Origin of the sequence: Streptomyces sp. NBC_00435 (assembly GCF_036014235.1) — a bacterium.
Taxonomy (GTDB): domain Bacteria; phylum Actinomycetota; class Actinomycetes; order Streptomycetales; family Streptomycetaceae; genus Streptomyces.
Map to the genome: position 1 here is coordinate 6,787,987 of NZ_CP107924.1, position 18,640 is coordinate 6,806,626.

14 protein-coding genes and 1 pseudogene are annotated in these 18,640 nt (G+C 72.9%); 3 read left to right on the forward strand and 12 right to left on the reverse strand.

Going from position 1 to position 18,640, the window contains the following annotated elements; translation table 11 throughout:
• Positions 1-20 precede the first annotated feature (20 nt).
• From OG389_RS30650 to OG389_RS30675, 6 genes are all read right to left on the reverse strand, one after another.
• Positions 21-899, reverse strand: a complete 879-nt coding sequence (locus OG389_RS30650) for an ABC transporter ATP-binding protein (protein WP_328301695.1) — start codon at positions 897-899, stop codon at positions 21-23.
• Positions 896-1,906 carry an ABC transporter ATP-binding protein gene (locus tag OG389_RS30655; protein WP_328301696.1) on the reverse strand — a complete coding sequence of 337 codons (1,011 nt, stop codon included), beginning with the start codon at positions 1,904-1,906 and terminating at the stop codon, positions 896-898. Before OG389_RS30655 ends, OG389_RS30650 begins: the two co-directional genes overlap by 4 nt.
• A complete protein-coding gene (locus OG389_RS30660) occupies positions 1,903-2,757 on the reverse strand; it encodes an ABC transporter permease (protein ID WP_328301697.1) in 855 nt (284 codons plus the stop codon). Before OG389_RS30660 ends, OG389_RS30655 begins: the two co-directional genes overlap by 4 nt.
• Positions 2,754-3,713 (reverse strand): ABC transporter permease, encoded by a 960-nt coding sequence (locus OG389_RS30665; RefSeq protein WP_328301698.1) that lies wholly within the window; start codon positions 3,711-3,713, stop codon positions 2,754-2,756. The genes OG389_RS30660 and OG389_RS30665 overlap by 4 nt, the downstream gene beginning before the upstream one ends.
• Positions 3,710-5,389 (reverse strand): ABC transporter substrate-binding protein, encoded by a 1,680-nt coding sequence (locus OG389_RS30670; protein WP_328301699.1) that lies wholly within the window; start codon positions 5,387-5,389, stop codon positions 3,710-3,712. The genes OG389_RS30665 and OG389_RS30670 overlap by 4 nt, the downstream gene beginning before the upstream one ends.
• Positions 5,390-5,500: 111 nt before the next feature.
• Positions 5,501-6,514, reverse strand: a complete 1,014-nt coding sequence (locus OG389_RS30675; protein ID WP_328301700.1) for an agmatine deiminase family protein — start codon at positions 6,512-6,514, stop codon at positions 5,501-5,503.
• A 241-nt stretch (positions 6,515-6,755) separates the two neighbouring features.
• On the opposite strand from OG389_RS30675, the gene OG389_RS30680 reads away from it, so the two are divergent.
• Positions 6,756-7,364, forward strand: coding sequence for a TetR/AcrR family transcriptional regulator (locus OG389_RS30680; RefSeq protein ID WP_328301701.1), 609 nt, complete (start codon positions 6,756-6,758; stop codon positions 7,362-7,364).
• Positions 7,361-7,537 (forward strand): hypothetical protein, encoded by a 177-nt coding sequence (locus OG389_RS30685; RefSeq protein ID WP_328301702.1) that lies wholly within the window; start codon positions 7,361-7,363, stop codon positions 7,535-7,537. Before OG389_RS30680 ends, OG389_RS30685 begins: the two co-directional genes overlap by 4 nt.
• Here the strand turns inward: OG389_RS30685 and OG389_RS30690 are convergent.
• The 4 genes from OG389_RS30690 to OG389_RS30705 all read right to left on the reverse strand — a co-directional run bounded on the left by OG389_RS30690 (position 7,534) and on the right by OG389_RS30705 (position 14,307).
• Positions 7,534-9,273 carry an urease subunit alpha gene (locus OG389_RS30690; RefSeq protein WP_328301703.1) on the reverse strand — a complete coding sequence of 580 codons (1,740 nt, stop codon included), beginning with the start codon at positions 9,271-9,273 and terminating at the stop codon, positions 7,534-7,536. The genes OG389_RS30685 and OG389_RS30690 overlap by 4 nt on opposite strands.
• Positions 9,270-10,013, reverse strand: a complete 744-nt coding sequence (locus OG389_RS30695) for an urease subunit gamma (RefSeq protein ID WP_328301704.1) — start codon at positions 10,011-10,013, stop codon at positions 9,270-9,272. Before OG389_RS30695 ends, OG389_RS30690 begins: the two co-directional genes overlap by 4 nt.
• Before the next feature lie 408 nt (positions 10,014-10,421).
• Positions 10,422-10,979 (reverse strand): TetR/AcrR family transcriptional regulator, encoded by a 558-nt coding sequence (locus OG389_RS30700; RefSeq protein ID WP_443059476.1) that lies wholly within the window; start codon positions 10,977-10,979, stop codon positions 10,422-10,424.
• Positions 10,980-11,064: 85 nt separating this feature from the next.
• Positions 11,065-14,307 (reverse strand): NACHT domain-containing protein, encoded by a 3,243-nt coding sequence (locus OG389_RS30705; protein WP_328301706.1) that lies wholly within the window; start codon positions 14,305-14,307, stop codon positions 11,065-11,067.
• A gap of 225 nt (positions 14,308-14,532) precedes the next feature.
• Here OG389_RS30705 and OG389_RS30710 point away from each other — a divergent pair, with 225 nt between their 5' ends.
• Entirely contained in the window at positions 14,533-16,095 is a 1,563-nt protein-coding gene (locus tag OG389_RS30710) for a serine/threonine-protein kinase (RefSeq protein ID WP_328304227.1), read from the forward strand.
• A gap of 415 nt (positions 16,096-16,510) precedes the next feature.
• Here the strand turns inward: OG389_RS30710 and OG389_RS36885 are convergent.
• Together OG389_RS36885 and OG389_RS30720 are read right to left on the reverse strand one after the other, a co-directional pair.
• Positions 16,511-17,230 (reverse strand): annotated as a pseudogene (locus tag OG389_RS36885) (IclR family transcriptional regulator domain-containing protein); the annotation flags it as partial.
• 836 nt (positions 17,231-18,066) lie between these two features.
• Complete coding sequence (locus tag OG389_RS30720) at positions 18,067-18,594, reverse strand: sigma-70 family RNA polymerase sigma factor (RefSeq protein ID WP_328301709.1); 528 nt, start codon at positions 18,592-18,594, stop codon at positions 18,067-18,069.
• Positions 18,595-18,640: the final 46 nt, after the last annotated feature.

The following is an 18,640-nucleotide window of genomic DNA, read 5'->3' on the forward strand; positions in this document are numbered from 1 at the left end:
CGCCGCACCCGCGCCCCCCTTTACAGAGCGCGGCGCGCAGCGGCGATGCGCCGGGGGTCCCACCCCGGGCGGGGTACGGATTCCAGGAGCAGGCGCGTGTAAGGGTGCTGGGGGTCGGCGAGTACCTGTGCCGTCGGGCCCGACTCGACGATCCGGCCGCTCCGCATGACGATCACGTCATCGGTGACGCAGCGCACGACGCCGAGGTCGTGCGTGATGAACAGGTAGCCGATGCCGGTCTGTTCGCGGATGTCGAAGAGCAGGTTGAGGATCTGCGCCTGCACCGAGACGTCCAGGGCGGCCACCGCCTCGTCGAGGACGAGGACGGAGGGCTCGACCGCCAGCGCGCGGGCGATCGCCACGCGTTGGCGCTGTCCGCCCGACAGCTGCCGGGGCAGGGCGTCCGCCTCGCGGGAGCCGAGCCCGACCTGTTCGAGCAGTTCGGTGATCCGGCGGGTGTGGTCGGCGCCGGGGAAGTGCAGTCTCAGGGTCTCCCGGATCGCCCCGCCCACCGTGGTGCGCGGGTCCAAGGACAGGAAGGGGTCCTGGAAGACCATCTGGATCTCCCGGGCCCGCTCCAGGCGCCCCGCCTTTCCGCGCCGGTGTTCGCCCCGGTCACGGCCGTGGATCAGGACCCGGCCCGAGTCCGCGTGCTCCAGGCCGACCACGATGCGGGCGGTGGTCGTCTTGCCCGAGCCCGATTCGCCGACGATGCCCAGGGAGCCGCCCTCGGCCAGCCGGAAGGACACGTCGTCCACGGCCCGGACGCTGCCGTAGGCCCGGTGCAGGCCCGCGACCTCGAGAACGGTCCGCGGCCCGGCACTCCGCGCGGGCTCGCCCGGGCGGGGCGCCGGGGTCGGCCCGGTGGGCTCGCTCGTCAAGATCCTCACGGTCCTCATGGGTGGAGTTCCTTCCGCTGCGTCCCCGCCCGTTCCCGCTCCACGATCAGGTCGCCGTGGTGGCAGGAGGCGAGGCGTCCCGGTTCGCCGGCGACCGGGAGCAGTGCCGGCGCCTCCCGGGTGCACACGTCGGTCGCGAGCTCGCAGCGCGCGGCGAAGGGGCATCCGGTCAGCCCCTCGCGCAGGCTCGGCGGCCGGCCCTCGATCGCGGCGAGCCGCCCCCGGGGCGCGTCCAGGCGCGGGGTGGAGTTCAGCAGCGCGACCGTGTACGGATGGCGGGGACGGGCGAACAGGTCGTCCGCCGGGCCCGTTTCCACGATCCGGCCCGCGTACATCACGTACACCCGGTCGCTGATCGCGGCGGCGAGGCCGAGGTCGTGGGTGACGAACAGCAGCCCGGTGCCGAAGCGTTCGCGCAGATCACCGAGGAGGGCGACCACCTCGGCCTGCGAGGTGACGTCCAGTGCCGTGGTGGGTTCGTCGGCGAGGATCAGCGCGGGATCGCCCATCAACGCGGCCGCGATGACGACGCGTTGCAGCATGCCGCCGGAGAGCTGCCCGGGGTACTTCCGCAGCGCCGCGGCCGTGAGGCCCACGGCCTCCAGCATCGCCACCGCCCGCTCCCCGGCGGCCTCCTTGGAGGCCTTGGCGGTCAGGCGCAGGCTCTCGGTGAGGAAGTCGCCGACCCGGCGCATCGGATTGACGGCCGCCCGCGGGTCCTGGAAGATCATCGCCGCCGTGCCGCTGCGCAGTACCCGCAGCTGGGCGGAGGACATCGTCAGCACGTCGTCGCCGGCCACCCGGACCTCGCCCTCCGTGCGGGCGCCGCGGGGGAGCAGCCGCAGCACGCTCCGCGAGGTCAGGCTCTTGCCGGAACCGGACTCGCCGACCAGTGCCACGGTCTCCCGCGCTGCGACGGTGAGGTCGACTCCGTCGAGGACGGGCCGGGCGGTGTCCGGCAGGTGCAGTCGCAGCCCCTGGATCTCCAGGGTGCTCAGCGCTCTCATCGGTCCCTCCTGGAGACCTTGTCGGCCCAGCGTTCACCGACGACGTTGAAGGCGACGACCGTCAGCACGATGGCCGCGCAGGGCACGACCGCCGAGAGCGGGTAGCCGGCCTGGATGGCCGCGTTTCCGTCGAAGACCATGCGGCCCCAGTCGGGGGTCAGGGCCGGTACGCCCAGTCCGAGGAAGGACAGACCGGCCAGGTCGATCAGGGCGTAGCCGAAGTTGATCGTGGACTGGGCGAGGACGACGGGCATGACCGCGGGGACCACGTGGCGCAGGCAGATCTGCGTCCCCGAGTGGCCCTGCACCCGGTACGCCTCGACGTACGGGCGGGAGCGTTCGGCGAGGACGAGGGAGCGGGTGAGCCGGCTGACGTAGGGCAGGTAGGCGATGGCCAGGGCGAGGACGGGTGCGAGCAGCCCCTCGCCGTAGACCGAGACGATCAGGATGGCCAGGAGCATGCCGGGGAAGGCGAAGACCAGCTCGGTGCTGCGGGAGAGCACCGAGTCCAGCCAGCCGCCCCGCCAGGCCGCGGCGGTGCCGATCGCCACGCCGGTCAAGGTGGAGAAGACGACGACGCCGAGCGGGCCGAGGAGTGAGGTGCGGGCTCCCAGGACCAGCCGCGAGAACGTGTCGCGCCCGGAGGAGTCGACTCCGAGGAGGTGGTCGGCGGAGGGGCCCGCGAGGGCGTTGCCCAGGTCGACGGCGTTGGGGTCGTAGGGCGCGGTCCAGGGGGCGAGCACCGCGACGAGGACGACGAGGGTGACGAACCCGGCGCAGAGCAGGGAGAGAGGGGCGCGGGAGGTCCGGAGCCGGGCGAGGCCCGGCCGGCGCACCAGGACGGCGCTCACGCGGCCTTCTTCGAAGGCCCGAGGGAGACCCGGGGGTCGACCAGCGGATGGAGCAGGTCGACGACGAGGTTCACCGTCATGAACAGCGCGACCATGATGAGGGAGATGGCCTGCACGGTGGGGAAGTCCTTGGTGGTGGTGGACAGTTCGAGGAGCTGACCGATGCCGCCCACGCTGAACGCCGACTCCACCAGCACGGTGCAGACCAGCAGGGTGGAGACGATGAGCCCGCCGGTGGTGAGCACGGTCCCCAGCGCGTTGCGGAACACGTGCCGGCGGATCACCAGGCTTTCGCGGACGCCCCGGCTGCGGGCGACCGTGACGTGCTCCTGGCCCAGGACGTCGAGCATCGCGGCGCGGGTGACCCGGGCGAGCATGCCGATCAGGTAGAGCGCCAGCGCGACGGCGGGGAGGGTCAGGTGCCACAGCATCGACCCGAACCCGTCACCGGCGCCCCCGGTGGGGAACCAGCCCAGCCGCACCGCGAACAGGCCCTGCAGCAGGACGGCCGCGACGAACGACGGGGTGCCGATGGCGAAGGTGGTGGTCACCAGGATCGCCGAGTCGGCGGCCCCGCCGCGGACCGCGCCGATCCAGCCCAGGAGCAGCCCGAGCACGAGGACCAGCACGAGCGCCATCGAGATCAGCATCAGGGTGTTGGGCAGCCGGTCGGCCAGCAGCCGCGACACGTCCGTGCGGTACGTGATCGAGCGGCCGAAGTCCCCGTGCAGCACCTGGCCGAGCCAGCGCAGGTACCGGACGGCGAACGGGTCGTTCAGGTGGTAGTGCTCGTTGATCGCTTCCAGGGCCTCCGGGGAGGCGGAGCGGCCACCGAGCAGGAAGCTCGCCGGGTTGCCCGGGGCCAGGTACAGGGCGCCGAAGATGACGAAGGAGGCGCCGAGCAGGGTGGCGGCCATCTCGGCCAGCCGCCGTACGGCGAAGCGCAGGAAACTCATCGCGCGGCCGCCCCGACGTCCGCGGCCCACGGGTAGTAGAGGTAGGAGATGGTGGTGGGCGCGCCGGTGATCCGCTTGCCCAGGAAGACGGCGGTCGGCCATTCGGCGACCGGGATCCACAGCAACTGGTCGGACGCCTTCTTCTGCAGTTCGACGGCCGCCGAGAAGCGCTTGGCGGGGTCGTACTCGGACCGGGCCTTGTCGGTCAGGGCGTCGTAGGCCTCGTCGCTGTAACCGGCGTAGTTCTGGTAGGCCCCGGTCTTGAAGTTGCTCAGCAGGTCCATCGGGTCCGTGACGGAGTCGTAGTACGTCTCCGGGAACATGTCCAGGCCCTCGCGCGCCTTGGCGTCGGTGAACAGCGAGGTGAAGGCGTTGGGGGCGATGGTCTTCAGCTCGACCTTCAAGCCGATCTTGGTGCCGGCGTCCTGGACCGCGGTGGCCAGCAGGGACACGTCCTGGCCGATCGAGCTGGTGGCGATGGTCACCGTCTTGCCGGTGGCGCCCGCCTCCTCGATCATCCGCCTGGCCGCGTCTATGTTCTGCTCGGGGGAGGGGAGACCGGTGAAGGCGGAGGTACGGAGGTTCTCGGGCGCCGCGGCCCAGGCGGCCTTGGTGGTGAGCGAGGTGGTCACGGTGCCCGCGCCGCCCAGACCCGCCTTGACGAAGCCGCGGCGGTCCAGGGCCAGGGACAGGGCTCGGCGGACGCGGACGTCGCCGAGGGCGCCCTTCATGCTGGTGACGTTGACGTTGACGGTGCTGAGGCCCTCGCCGAAGTAGAGCGTTCCCGCGCCGCTGGCACGCAGCCGGGCGTAGCTCTCGGTGGGGATCAGGTAGCCGCCGTCGGCCTCGCCGCTCAGCAGGGCGTTGGTACGGGCGGAGGGGTCGGTCAGGAAGGTGAAGACGGCCTTCGCGGACTTGGCCTTGGTGCCCCAGTAACCGTCGAAGCGCTGGAGCTCGACCGACTGGCCCTTGTTCCAGGTGCCCAGCTCGAAGGGGCCGGTGCAGTCGAGGCTGCCGGTGGTGCCGTAGTTCTCGCCGGCCTTCTCCACGCCCGCCTTGGAGGCCACCACGCCCGCGGCGGTCGCCATGTACTGGGGGAACTGCGAGTCGGGCTGCTTCAGCGAGACCGTCACCTGGAGCGGGCCGGTCTTCTTGACGGACTCGACGTTCTCGAACTGGCTGGCCCAGGCCGCGCCGTTCGCGGGGTCCGTCTGCCGGCCGAGGCTGAAGACCACGTCGTCGGCGGTCATCACGGAGCCGTCGTGGAAGTGCACGCCCGCACGCAGGTCGTAGACCCAGGTGAGGGGGGTCGGGTTGGTGGCCTTCTCGGCCAGGCCCGGGACCGTGGTGAGCTGCGGGGTCCACCGCATCAGGCTCTCGCAGACGTTCGACAGGATCGTGTTCTGCGGGTAGTCGAAGGCCGCGATCCAGTCCAGCGTCGGGGGTTCCGCGTACAGGGCCCAGGTGAAGGAGTCGAGTTCGCCGGCGGCGTCGGGGGTACCGGCGGACAGCGTGAAGGCGGTGTCCGTCTTGGCGCCGCCGTCCTTGGGCGGGCCGGCGCAGGCCGCGAGCAGGCTGACCGCGGCCAGCGCGGCGACGGGGAGCGCGTACCGGCGGCGGGTGGACCGGCTGCGGGTGGACCCGGCGGCTCCGGTCAGGGGAAGGGCTCTGGGCATCGGTGCTCTCTTCCATGCGGGGCGGGGAGGTACGGACCGGGTGGCCCGCGGAGGCGAGTGGAGGGACTCGGGCGGGCCGCCGGCCCGGGCACGGCGAAGGGGGCGAGCGGATCAGGCGGTACGGCCCGCGGCGGGGACCTGCTGGGTGATGCAGTGCACGCCGCCGCCGCCGTACGCGATCACGCGCGAGCGGACTCCGACGACCTTGCGGCCGGGCAGTGCGGCCGCGATGACGGCGAGGGCGCCCTCGTCCTCGGGGGTGTCCGCGACCGGGACGACGACTCCGCCGTTGGCGATGTAGAAGTTCAGGTAGCCGACCTCGGTCTCCGTGCCGTCGACGTCGACGAACGAGCTCTGCGGCAGGTCGATGATCGTGAAGGGACGGCCGGCGGCGTCGGTGGACCCCTCCAGGACGGCGCGGTTGGCGCGCATGCGCTCGTAGTCGGGGTGGGCGGGGTCGCTCGGCAGCTGCACGAGCACCGTGGCGGGGGCGACGAACGCGCAGACACCGTCCACGTGGCCGTCGGTCTCGGTGTCCAGCAGACCGCCGTACGGCAGCCAGATCACCTTGGTGACACCGAGGCGGGCGATCAGCTCGGCCTCGATCTCCTCCTTGGTCATGTCCGGGTTGCGGTTCGGGTGCAGCAGACACTGCTCAGTGGTGATCAAGGTGCCCTCGCCGTCGACGGTGATCGCACCGCCCTCGAGGATCATCCGGGAGTCGATCCGGTCCACACCGAAGTGCTGCAGCAGGGCCGCGGCGATCTTGTCGTCGGTGTCGTAGGGGAAGTGCTTGCCGCCCCAGGCGTTGAACCGGAAGTCCACGCCCGCCCGCCGGCCGTCCTGGCCGAGGACGAAGATCGGGCCGGAATCGCGGAACCAGGAGTCGTCCAGCGGGAGCTCGATCACGTCGACGCCCTGCCCGCACAGCGCACGGGCCTCGTCACCGGCGCCGGGAAGGGCGACCATGGTGACCGGCTCGAAGGCGGCGATCGCGGCGGCGACCTGGGCGTACTCGGTCTTGACCTCGTCGAAGACCTCGCCCCACAGTTCCTGACGGGTGGGCCAGGCCATCAGGCAGCCTTCGTGTTCGGTCCATTCGGCCGGCATCCGGAAACTGGTCATGATCTCTCCTGTTTGAAAATTTAGTCAGTTCGTGAGGGAGTGCCCGCATCCTCCACCGAACTGAAAATTCAGTCAATGGTTCTGGCCAAGCTGTTGCGGAACTGGCCACGCGGCGTGTCGGGCGGTGCGCGGGCAGTGGGCCAAATGGGCCGGATCACGGCATTGCCGCGGGAAAACGGGCCCTGATGTTACGGTCAGGAAAAGCCCCAGGTGACGAACCCGGCGGGTAGAGTGACCCTTCGTGTCAGACCGTCGAACGGAAATACTCAGGGCCGCCACGCGAGTGATCGCGCGCCGCGGTGTGCGCGGGCTCCGCGTGGGAGAACTGGCCGCCGAAGCGGGCGTGTCCACCTCGCTGATCTACTACCACTTCACCGACCGTGCGGGCATCCTGCGCCGGACGCTGGAGTTCATCAGCGACCGGGCCGAGCGCTACACGGCCGAGCGGGAAGAAGACCCGGACGACCCGGAGAGCCCCCGCGAGGAACTGAAGCGGACCCTGCTCCTGGAACTCCAGGACACCCCGGAAGTACGGGAGAACAGCACCGCCTGGGGCGAGCTGAGGGCCAGCGCCGTCTTCGATCCCGACCTGCGCGAGGACGTGGCCAAGGCCACCCACAGCTGGGTCCACGAGATCTCCTACCTCCTCGCCCAGGCCCGGCCCACCGGCACGGCCCCCGAGCACGCGGCCGCCGCGGAACGGCTCACGGCCCTCCTCGAAGGCCTCAGCGTCCGGTGGCTCAGCGGCTCGCTGCCCCTGGAGCACGCACGCCGGCTCCTCGCCGACGCCATCGACGGGGAACTGGCCGTCCAGGGCCTGCCGGGCTCCGGAGCAGGAACGACCAGATGAGCACTGCGGCCCGCGGGGACGGGGGCGCGGCCCTGCGCACCGCCTGGACCGGCGGCCGGCTCGTCGGGCTGGGCTACTGGCAGTGCTACGCCCGCCCGACCCACCGGCCGCGCGGCATGCCGGCCTCCGGCGGGATCCGAAGCCGACGACAGGCCCTGGACGACGGGCCCTAGAGGAAGTAGAGGCGGCTCAGCGGGATGGACTCGGCCGGCTCGGAGACCAGCGGCTCCCCGTCGAGCGACACCAGGCCCGTTCCGGCGTGCACATCTACGCTGCCGGTCCGGCTGTTGCGGAGCATGTCCTTCGGCCCGATGCCTCGGGTGCCGCGGACGGCCACGCGCCGGCGCCGGGTGGGCATCAGATCGCCGTTCTGTGCGGCCGCCTCGGAGACGAAGGCGACGGAGATGTCGGCCGGGGTGGCTCCGTAGGAGCCGAACTGTGGTCCGAGGACCAGTGGTTCGCAGGTGTCGGTGGCGGCGTTGGGGTCGCCGGTGACCCCGTAGGCGGGGAAGCCCGACTTCAGGACGAGCTGTGGTTTGGCGCCGAAGAACTGTGGGCGCCACAGCACGATGTCGGCGAGTTTGCCGACTTCGATGGAGCCGATCTCGTGGGCGAGGCCGTGGGCGATGGCCGGGTTGATGGTCAGCTTGGCCATGTAGCGCAGCACGCGGGCGTTGTCGTCGCCCTCGCCGTCGCCGTCCAGGGGGCCGAGCTCGCCCTTCATCTTGGCGGCCATGGCGAAGGTGCGGCGGATGGTCTCGCCGGCGCGGCCCATGCCCTGGGCGTCGGAGGAGGTGATGCCGATCGCGCCGAGGTCGTGCAGCACGTCCTCGGCGCCCATGGTGCCGGCCCGGATGCGGTCTCGGGCCATGGCCGCGTCGCCGGGCAGGTCCGGCTTGAGGTCGTGGACGGAGACGATCATGCCGTAGTGCTCGGCGACCGCGTCGCGGCCGAAGGGCAGGGTGGGGTTGGTGGAGGAGCCGATGACGTTCGGTACTCCGGCCATCTTCAGGACGTTGGGGACGTGGCCGCCGCCGCAGCCCTCGATGTGGAAGGCGTGGATGGTGCGGCCGTCCAGGACCCGCAGGGTGTCCTCGACCGACAGGCACTCGTTCAACCCGTCACTGTGCAGGGCGACTTGCACGTCGTGTTCCTCGGCCACGCGCAGGGCGGTGTCCAGGGCGCGGGTGTGGGCTCCCATGTCCTCGTGGACCTTGAAGCCGCAGGCACCTCCCTCGGCGAGGGCCTCGATGAGCGGGGCCGGGTCCGAGGAGGAACCGCGGGCCAGGAAGCCGATGTTGACGGGCCAGGCGTCGAAGGCGTTGAAGGCGTGTTTCAGCGCCCACGGGGAGTTGACGCCCACACCCCAGACCGGGCCGAACTCCTGGCCGATGATCGTGGTGACGCCCGCGGCGAGCGAGGCCTCCATGATCCGCGGGGACAGCAGGTGCACGTGGGTGTCCACGGCGCCGGCGGTGGCGATCATGCCCTCGCCGGAAACGATCGAGGTGCCGGTACCGACGACCACCTCGACCCCGTCCAGGGTGTCGGGGTTGCCGGCCCGGCCGATCGCGTGGATACGGCCCTCCCGGATACCGATGCTGGTCTTGCGGATGCCGAGGACGGCGTCGATGACCAGCACGTTGCTGATCACCACGTCGCAGGTGTCGCGGACGGCGGCGGCCTTCAGGTGCAGTCCGTCGCGGGCCGTCTTGCCGAACCCGGCCAGGAACTCGTCCCCGGGCTGCTGCGAATCGGACTCGACGCGGACCGTCAGGCCGGAGTCACCGAGGCGGACCCGGTCCCCGGCGCGGGGGCCGAAGACGGAGGCGTACTCGTGCGGGTCGATGTGCCGGCTGCCGGGGGCGCAGTGCGCGCTGTGGTCGGTGTGGGGGGTCTGCCGGCTCATGCGGTCGTCCCTTCCGGGCGGTCCTCGGCACCGGCCGGAGCCCCGCCGTCCCCGGCGGCGCCCAGGTAGCCGCAGGCCGCCGCCCGCTCCAGCGCGAGGGACTTGGCGCCCGGCGCGTCCAGCGGTCCGTCCACGAGGCCCGCGAAGCCGATCGCGATGCGGTCCCCGCCGATGGGGACCAGGCCGACCTCACCCTCGCCCTGCGGGTCGAACCGTACGGACGAGCCCGCCGGGACACACAGCCGCATGCCGTACGCCGCGGCGCGGTCGAAGTCGAGGCGCGGGTTCGACTCGAAGAAGTGGAAGTGAGAGGTGACGCTGACCGGCACGCCGGAGGTGTTGCGCACGGCCAGCCGGACCGTCGGTTCGGTGGGCCCGTAGCCCTCGCCGTCCCCGGGCAGCCGGGCGCCGGGAGCGTCGGCCCCGAGCGAACCCGCCTGCCGGAAGGGATCGTCGATGACGCAGAGCCGGGTGCCGTCGTCGAACACGGCCTCGACCTGGATCGAGGTGACCACGTCGGGCACCCCGGGCAGTACGTCGTCGGCACTGAGCACGTGCCGCCCGGCGTCGATCGCCTCGGCCAACCGTCGGCCGTCGCGCGCCGCCTCGCACACGGTGTCGGTGATCAGTGCGGTCGCCTCGGGGACGTTGAGCCTCACGCCGCGCGCGCGGCGGGTACGGGCCAGTTCGGCCGCCGTGAAGATCAGTAGCCGGTCCCGCTCGGTCGGTGTCAGTCGCATCGCATCGGCCTCGTCTGTGAAGGGAAGGGGCGGATCAGGGGCCGGGGTCCGCTGCGGGAACGGGCCGTGGCGGCCGTGTAGGCGTCCGGGGCGCACACGGCGACGGGCTCGAAGCGTGCGACGGTCAGGCCAGGACAGCCAGGTACGGGCGTGGCGGACGTCGTCCCGGTCCACCCACCGGCCCGGCAGCTCCGCACTCGCCGGCCGGTGGGGGAGTCGCGCATCGGTGGATCTCCGGATCGGACGGGGGTGCCGAGATCGGCCGTGGCCAGACTCTGCCACTGACTGAAAATTCAGTCAAGACATGAGGCGTGAGTGATCTTCTGAGGTGACCGGTGGGTGTCGGCGTTGAGGTCAGGTGTCGGGCGTGAGGTGTCGGATGTGAGGTGTCAGGAGAGGTGCCAGGCCTCAGGCGCGGACGAGGCGGTCCAGCTCGGCGGCGATGGCCGACGCCATCAGCTCACGGGCGTGCGCCAGGGGCAGGCTGCCGCTGAGCCAGCGCGCGCTCAGCCCCTCCACGAGGGCCGTCAGCCGCTCGGCGGCGCCGGTGAGCGCCGAGTGCCCGGCCGTGGGCCGGACCCGGCTGAGCAGCTCGGTCACTTCCTGGATCCATACGCGGGTGGCGCCGGCGAGTTCCTCCCGCAGGTCGGGGTCGAACACCGCGCTGGCCCGAAGCTCCCCCCAGGCCGTGCTGTTCTCCCGGACCCCGGGGGCGTCCTGGAACTCCAGCAGGAGGGTCTGCTCCAGCTCGCCCCGGGCGTCGAGCGGCGGCTCGGCCGGATCCCGCTCCGTCGTGTACCGCTCCGCGCGGTCGTTGATGAACTCCAGCGTCGCGCGCAGGATCCCCGCACGGTCCTTGAAGTGGTAGTAGATCAACGCCGTGGACACACCCGCCTCCGAGGCGAGCTCCTCCACGCGCAGGCCGCGTACGCCGCGCCGGGCGATGACCCGCGCGGCGCCTTCCATGATTGCCGTTCGACGATCAGCCACGGTCCGACACCTTACCCGGAGCGTGGCCGACCGGATCAGGGCCGGCGGGCGGTCGGCGGGGTCAGTCGTCCAGGGCGTGGACCACCAGCCGGTCGGGCAGTGCGGCCTCGCCGCGGAGCTGGTCGGACGGCATGTCGATGTGGAACCCGGTCAGTTCGGGCATCGCCGCCAGCGGGGAGACGTCGATCTCGCCCTCCGCGGCCAGCTTCCCCCTGAAGCGGCAGACCCGGAGGTTGGGGAAGGCGTGCGGCAGCCGGTCGATCACCTGCTGCGTGACGTGCACGCCGACGTGGTCCCGCAGGTGCAGATCGGCGACATGCGGCAGGACGGTGCCGGCGGGAAGGGTCGTGAACGAGAGCGCGTCCAGAGCGAGGGACTCGAGTGAGGGGAGGCCGGAGATCTCCCGCCAGTCTGCGGCGGACGGCGGACCCGGGACATTGAGGGACCTGAGCCCGGTGAAGCGGTGGAGTCCCGTGAGCCCGCGCTCGGCAAGGGCCTCACCCGCCACGTGCAGCTGCCGCAGGGGCGCCCGCGGATGCAGGTGGTCCAGGGACCAGCCGAGGGGGGCGGAGCTTCTGATCCGCACGTGGGTGAGCTCCGTCAGGCTCTCCAGCGGGCGCAGGTCAAGGGCCGTCATGGTCTCGATGTGCAGATCCCGGAGCGGGAGCCCGGCGAGAGGGGACAGATCGACGAGGTGGGGGCAGTCGGCGGCCGTGAACATGCCCAGGTCCGGGTGTCCGGCGAGGGATCCCAGATCCCTGACCGGGTGTTCCATGAGCCGCAGCCCCGTCAGGGTGTGCCGGGAGAGGTAGGAGCCGAGGGCTTCCACGGACACGGCGGCCCTGACGTCCAGCGAATCCGCACGCACAGTCAGGCGTTCCAGCTCGTGCAGCTGCTCGTCGGAGGTGACGGTGTAGTTGAGTCCGTCCGGGTCCAGCCGCGCGATCACCTCCTCCGCGTACCGGGTGGTGTCGTAGCGCGACCAGGCCCACACGAGCTGGCGCCGCACGGGCAGGGAGGGGTGCCCGGCGTACCGGGCCAGGAAGGGCAGGGCGGCGTCGGAGGTGATCCGGGAGGCCGCGACCACCGTCCAGGACGCCTCCATCTCGCTGAGGCCCTCGGGGCCGGGCAGGAGGTCCAGGATCAGCGGGCCGACTTCGCTCAGGGCGCGGGCCTCGATGTCGCCACGCGGCGGGATCAGGTGCCGGGTGCGCTCCTCCACGGCCTCCCGGACGGAAGGCTCCAGGGTCGTGGCGTGTTCCAGGCAGGCGGCGGCGAGCAGGTAGACGCGGAACGCGGTGCGCTGATCGCGGGCGCGGTCGCCGATGGCCAGCAGGTCCCCGAAGAACGCGACCCGCTCGCGAGGCCGGGCGAGGGCGACCGCCATGCGGATGACGTCCTCCCACTGGTCGTCGTCGGCGTGCGAGGCGAGCAGACCGAAGTCGCCCTCCTCCACCGCGGCCCGCGCGCCCAGGAAGTCCTGGAAGGTGCGGTGGACGAAGTCCACGGTCCCCGGAGCCGGTTCGCGCAGGAGCCCGCTGCGCTGGAGGAAGTGCTCGAACACGGTCGGCGCGTCACCCAGGGCAGCCGCCTCGGGAACGGCGGGCAGGGCCCGGCCGATGATGTCCTCAGCCTGCGAACGGTCCATCTCCGTACGGCCGTTCTTGATCAGCCAGTAGGCGAGCCGCTGGAGCAGGTCGAGCTGCGGCTCCTCCCGCAGATCGGGGACCTTCATGTCCCGCTCCCGGTCCCGGCGGCTGATCAGCATCGACAGCGCGGCCTCGTACAAGTCCTTGCGGCCGTGCGGGAGATAGCCCCGCCGGTCGCGGTGGAGCGCGCAGATCAAGCCGCACATCAGCGGATTGGTGGCCAGCCTGCCGAGGTCCCCCTCGGTGCGGACGGCGGTGAGCAGCTGCGCCTCGTAGCCGTCGAGTTCGGTGGCGTCGCCGCAATCGCCGCGGGCCGCCGCGTGCCAGCGCCTGATGAAGGTGGCGGTGTCGGCGGGCCCCATGGCGGACAGCGCCAGCTCGCTGAACCCGTCCTCGGCGAGCCAGTCCTGGCCCACGGCGGACGGGCGGGAGGTGACCAGCCAGCGGTTGTCGCCGTCGTACGTCCCGATCAGGTCCCGCAGCCAGTGACGGGTCCGTTCCCGCTCGGCCTCCGGAACCTCGTCGATGCCGTCGACCAGGACCAGCCCCCGCCCGGCGGCGAGGACCCGGTGCTCCCAACCGGCGGGCTGGGCGCCCGCCAGGGGGCAGCCGGTCGCGGTGAGGAAGTCCTTGGGGGCCGGCAGCCGTTCGCCGTGCCGGGTGAGCGTGCGCAGGGGGAGCACGAAGGGGATCCGGTCGCGGAGGTACGCGGGCCGGTCCCGGCGGTCCTGCTGCGCCGCGGTGACGGCCAGCCACTGGGCGAGCGTGGTCTTGCCCGAACCGGCCTCGCCCCGCAGCAGGACCCGGGGGGTGCGGGCCAGTGCCCGGTCCGCGGGCCGGGGCTCGGCCGGGCGGTGCGCCCTGTCCCGCACGGAGAGGGACTGCCACGGCAGACCGGCGGCCTTCAGACCGGACACCGCTTCCGATTCCGCTTCCGGGCTTCCGCCCGGCGCCACCGCCTCGAGACTCAGGTACGCCACGTCCAGTGGCCACCGCGCCGGCGAACTGCTCAGGTCGATCCCGTAGATGGTGAGCTTGGCGTGCTTCTTCGCCACGTAGGGCAGGTACTCCGCCTCGAACGCGGCGTCCACCGCGTCGGGCAGCGGGCTGCGCCGGATCAACTCGTCCGTCTTCGCCGTCAGTTCGCCGACCGCGCGGGTCTGCCCGACCAGTGCGTGCGCCGTGAAGGTCTTGCGCTGGGTGAAGAACTCCAGGATGTGCAGGGTGGCGAGGCCCAGCAGGGCCTCGTAGAAGTACGCGGCGTCTGCGGAGAGATGCCGCTCCGGGTGGTTCCCCGCGCGGCGCAGCTCGCGGGCGAAGGCCTCCGGGCCGAGGCGGACGGCGTCGACATCGGTGATCGTGAGGTCGCCGAGGGCGTGCAGCGTCGTGGCGAGGGCGTCGGTGACCGCCTCCTGCTCGTCCGCCGGTACGCGGCGTTCGCCCGTACGCTGCGCCTGCTGGACCAGGGTGGCGGCCAGGTCGCGCACGTCGGACTCGGTGAGGGTGCGCTTCTCGCCCTTGAACGAGACGTACCCGGAGAGCCGGACCGGCTTGTCGACCAGGCCCGCCCCGGGGGACTCGGTGACGAAGAACTTCCTGACGAGCGGGCCGACCACGGCCGAAGCCAGCCGGAGCCCGATGGCTGTGGGTTCCACGTGTGCCCCCCGTAGAGCTGTGACCGCTGCCGCCACGATTCTAGTGCGCCGGAGCGCGCCGACAGGGTGCGGGCGCGGGGAACCGGGGGCGGGCGGGCTGCGGCATCATGGGCCCGGGACCAGGTGAGGGGGAGCTCGGTGGCACAGGACGAGGTGGACGAGGTGCGCGGCAGTGTCGTGGTGGCCGGGCGGTACCGCCTGGAACAGCGGCTGGGCCGGGGCGGGATGGGGACCGTCTGGCGGGCCACCGACGAACTCCTCGGCCGGCCGGTCGCCGTCAAGGAACTCCACCTGGGTGAGGGCGACGGGGCCGGAGCGGCCGCCGGGGCCCTGCGCGAGGCGCGTGCCGTGGCACACGTACGCCATCCCCATGTCGTCGTCGTCCACGACGTGGTCGAACACGACGGGCGCCCCTGCATCGTCATGGAACTGGTCGACGGCGCTTCGCTCGCCGAACTGATCTCCAGCGGGAAGACCCTCACCCCGGCCGAGGCGGCCAGGACCGGGCTCGCACTGCTCGGCGCCCTGACCGCCGCGCACAGCAGGGGAGTGCTCCACCGGGACGTCAAACCGGCCAACGTCCTCATGGAGGCGGGGACCGGGCGGGTGGTGCTCACCGACTTCGGGATCGCCCGGCTCGCCGGTGCCACCACCATCAGCCAGACGGGCGCGTTCGTCGGTTCGCCCGAGTACACCGCCCCCGAACGGATGCAGGGCGCCGAGGCCGGTCCGGCCGCCGACCTGTGGTCGTTGGGCACACTGATGTGTGCCGCGCTGACCGGCGAGTCGCCCTTCCGGCGCGATTCGTTGGGCGGCATCCTGCACGCCGTCGTGTCCGCCGAGATCCGCCCGCCCGCGCAGGCCGGCCCGCTGCTGCCGGTCATCCGGGGCCTGCTGGAACGCGACCCGGAGCGCAGGATGACGGGGGCCGAGGCGGACCGGCTGCTGACGGCGTACCTGGCCGGCGGCGGCACCGGGCCCGCCGACCGGATGCCGGCACCGGTACCGGGACCCGGTGCCGCACCCCGACCGGCCGTGGACTCCGAGGGGTTGACGGCACCAGCCGTGGCTCCGCGCCCGACGGCCAGACAGCTCGTCGCCACCCGGCCGGGCCTGCGGCTCGGGCTGATCGGGGCCTGCGCCGTCCTGGTGGCGGCCGCAACGGTGGCCGGCACCTCGCTGCTCGGAGGCGGGGAGGAGGAGCAGGAACAGGGCCGGACGTCACGGAGCGCTCCCGTGGCCGGCGGCTCGGGAACCCCCGCACCCCTGACCCCGAGCCCGAACCCGAGCCCGACTCCGACCCCGGCGGGCGTGACGCCGGGGGAACTGCCCCCGGGGTACCGGACCTTCGCCGATCCGCAGGGCTTCGGCATCGCCGTACCCGCGGACTACCAGCGGGCCACCGACGACCAGCGGGTCTTCTACATCTCCCCGGACGGTGCCTTCCGCATCGGGATCCGGGTGAAGATGCCGGTGCCCGGCGGCCCGCTCGGCGTGATGCGGCAGGCCCACGCGAACGGCCCGGCCACCAACCCCGGCTACCACACGGGCTCGGTCGTGTCGACGACACACCACGAACTCCGGGCCGCCCTGTGGGAGTTCACCTGGGACGGCTTCTCGGCGTCCGAGGGCGCCCGGCACAGTTACGACCTGTGCTGGGACGAGAACGGCCGGATGTACGACATCTGGGTCTCCGCGCCCGTCGGTAAACTCGCCGAGGCCCGGCGCCACTTCGACACGGCCGTGGCCACTTTCGTCCCCGGTACTCCGGGGTCCGTGAGTCCCTGACTCACCGTCAGGTCCGCAGCACCACCAGCCCGTCGGCCGTGCGCAGACTGCCCGGCACCAGCGGGGCGAACGTCCGCGGCAGCGCCAGCCCCGACGCACCGCCGCCCTGCGGGGCGTCGAAGAGGTACGCCGCCCCCGAGGCGCTGTCGCTGACCAGATGCGGCCCCCCCGTCCCGGCTTCGGCTCCGACCCCGGACCCGCCCGTGCCCCGCGTCAGCGGCGTCCGGAAGAGACTGCGCAGGTGGCGCAGGGTCTCCGTGGTGACCGGCACCGGACCCGGCAGCGCACCCGGGACCTCCGGGGCCCCGAGGCCGTCCGAGCCGTCCGGCGCGGGCCCGGGGTCCACGGACTCCCCGGGGTCCGCACGGTCCAGGGAGTCCGGGGAGTCCGTGGCGTCCGGCGGGATCGCCCCGGCGAGCAGCAGCGCCAGCAGCACCGGGACCGCCTTGCGCCGCAGCGCCCCGGTGGCCCGCTCCAGCCGGTGCGCGTGCCCGCCCGGAAGCGACAGCGCGAGGCTGCCGGCCGCGTCCCCGATCGTGAGGGGTACCGCCGCGCACACCACACCGGGGGCGTATTCGCGAAGGTCGAAGACGGGCGCCCCGGGAACCACCGCGTCCAGGGCCGTGAACAGGGCCCGGCTGTCGGTGATGGTCCGCTCGGTGAGCCGGGCGGGCCGGTGCCGGGCCACGTGGTCGGCACGGCCGTCGTGGTCGAGCTGGCTCAGCAGGCATTTGCCCACCGCGCTCGCGTGCGCGGCGTCCCGGAAGTCCACCCACTCCCGCACGGGCGGGGCCCCGGGGCCGTCCGCCATCTGGGTGATCCGGACCTCCCCCTCCGCGTACCGGCTCAGGTACACGGCCGCGCCCGCGCTGTCCCGGGCCAGGGCCAGGGTGCGCTGCAGCTGGTCCGCGAGGCCCCGGCCGCCCGGGGCGGCGAGCCGGTCGAGGGCCGGCCCGGGGGCGTACACCCCGACGCCGGACCGGTACGCGTACCCCTCCTCGCAGAGCATCGACAGCACCGGTCCGAGCTCCGCCTCGGCCAGACCGGCCTCCCGCCCGAGCCGGCCGGCCCGTACGCCGAGCGGCCGCCGCTCCAGGACCCGTACGACGGCCAGGGCGCGGCGCGCCGCCGCCAGGGCCTCGCCCCCGCCGGGCTGGACGACGGTCCCGCGGGCCGCCGCCGTCAGCGCGGGGTGGCGCAACGGACCCGCCCCCAGCCTGGGCGGCCGCGCCGGGGCCACCGCCGGAAGGAACGCGTCGAGCGCCCGGGACACCCCCGGTCTGGGCAGCGGCACCGGGCCCAGGTCCGGGTCGTACAGCTGGTCGACGTAGCGCAGGACGGCCGCCTGCGCGCACAGCCGTACCTCGCGCAGATCCCGGTGTCCGTGCGGCCGGAAGCGGCGCCGTCCCAGCTCCAGGGCCCAGACCCGGGCGTCGTGGTGCTCGCCGCGCCGGGAGTGGTCGAGGAAGAGGCAGTAGGCGGCGTGCGCGGTCCGGCTGCGCCCGGACCCGGCGGCGAACTGCCACCAGAACCGGGCCCCTTCGCGCAGGCCGGCCAGGTGCAGCAGGCAGCCGAAGACGACGGCTCCGGGCAGGTCGGCGTGGCCCCCGCTCTCGAACGCGTCGAGTCGCTCCCCGGCCCCCGTGGCGCAGACGGAGGCCAGACAGGCGGCCTTGAGGTCACGCCCGGCCCGCTCGGAGTCCAGCGGCAGGTCCCGCGCGGGATCGCTCCAGCCCAGTGCGCGGCGCCGGCCGTGGGCCGAGCCGCGCCTGGGCGCCGGAGCGGAACCGGGCTTCGCCGGCGGCTTCGGACCCAGCGCCGGGAACCCGGCGCCCCGCAGCAGCCGGGCCTCCGCCGCGCCCAGGTCGTAGTGCGGATAGCGGTCGCGCACGCTCGCCCGGGCCAGGAACTGCTCCAGGGAGCGCGGGAGTCCGCCGTCCTCGCGCCGGGTGCCGCGGCTCGTGTTCCGGCTCATGATTCGGCGGACGTGTCGAGGAGCCGGGCGAGCCGCCGCTGGGCCTGGCCGAGCTGCGAGCGGACCGTCGCTTCGTCGACACCCATGATCGCGGCGGCTTCGCCGGGGGTGCACTGGAGCCCGTACCGCAGCAGCACGGTGTCGCGCTGGCGTTCGGCGAGTCGGGCGACGGCGGAGTAGAAACGGATGGTGTCGGTGAGCACCTCGTACTGGTCGGCGTCCGCATGCACCTCCTTGAGCGCTGCCTCGAAGGCACTGGTGTCCATCGGCTCCGGCCAGGGACTGCGGCGGAACTGGCGGTCGATCAGGCGCTGTTTGAGGACGGTCCACGCGTAGGCGTCGAGGCGGTCCATGTGCAGCATCCGCAGCCATTCGCCCATGATCGAGTCGAAGGCGGCGTCGACCGCCTCCTCGGCCGCGGCGTCGGAGCCCAGCTGCAGGTACGCGAACCGCATGTAGGCCGGACGCCGGTCGGCGTGGAAGGCCCAGTACGACAGGCGTGCCGTCGAATCCCACTGGGTCATGGGAGTCGGCCGCCGTCGCCGGCTCGGCAGACCCACGGCCCCGCCA

Bases quoted from the DNA above. Each gene is read 5' to 3' on its own strand.
- OG389_RS30650 (WP_328301695.1), bottom strand. From the start codon at position 899: ATGAGGACCGTGAGGATCTTGACGAGCGAGCCCACCGGGCCGACCCCG.
- OG389_RS30655 (WP_328301696.1), bottom strand. From the start codon at position 1,906: ATGAGAGCGCTGAGCACCCTGGAGATCCAGGGGCTGCGACTGCACCTG.
- OG389_RS30665 (WP_328301698.1), bottom strand. From the start codon at position 3,713: ATGAGTTTCCTGCGCTTCGCCGTACGGCGGCTGGCCGAGATGGCCGCC.
- OG389_RS30670 (WP_328301699.1), bottom strand. From the start codon at position 5,389: ATGCCCAGAGCCCTTCCCCTGACCGGAGCCGCCGGGTCCACCCGCAGC.
- OG389_RS30675 (WP_328301700.1), bottom strand. From the start codon at position 6,514: ATGACCAGTTTCCGGATGCCGGCCGAATGGACCGAACACGAAGGCTGC.
- OG389_RS30685 (WP_328301702.1), top strand. From the start codon at position 7,361: ATGAGCACTGCGGCCCGCGGGGACGGGGGCGCGGCCCTGCGCACCGCC.
- OG389_RS30690 (WP_328301703.1), bottom strand. From the start codon at position 9,273: ATGAGCCGGCAGACCCCCCACACCGACCACAGCGCGCACTGCGCCCCC.
- OG389_RS30695 (WP_328301704.1), bottom strand. From the start codon at position 10,013: ATGCGACTGACACCGACCGAGCGGGACCGGCTACTGATCTTCACGGCG.
- OG389_RS30700 (WP_443059476.1), bottom strand. From the start codon at position 10,979: ATGGAAGGCGCCGCGCGGGTCATCGCCCGGCGCGGCGTACGCGGCCTG.
- OG389_RS30710 (WP_328304227.1), top strand. From the start codon at position 14,533: ATGGGGACCGTCTGGCGGGCCACCGACGAACTCCTCGGCCGGCCGGTC.
- OG389_RS30720 (WP_328301709.1), bottom strand. From the start codon at position 18,594: ATGACCCAGTGGGATTCGACGGCACGCCTGTCGTACTGGGCCTTCCAC.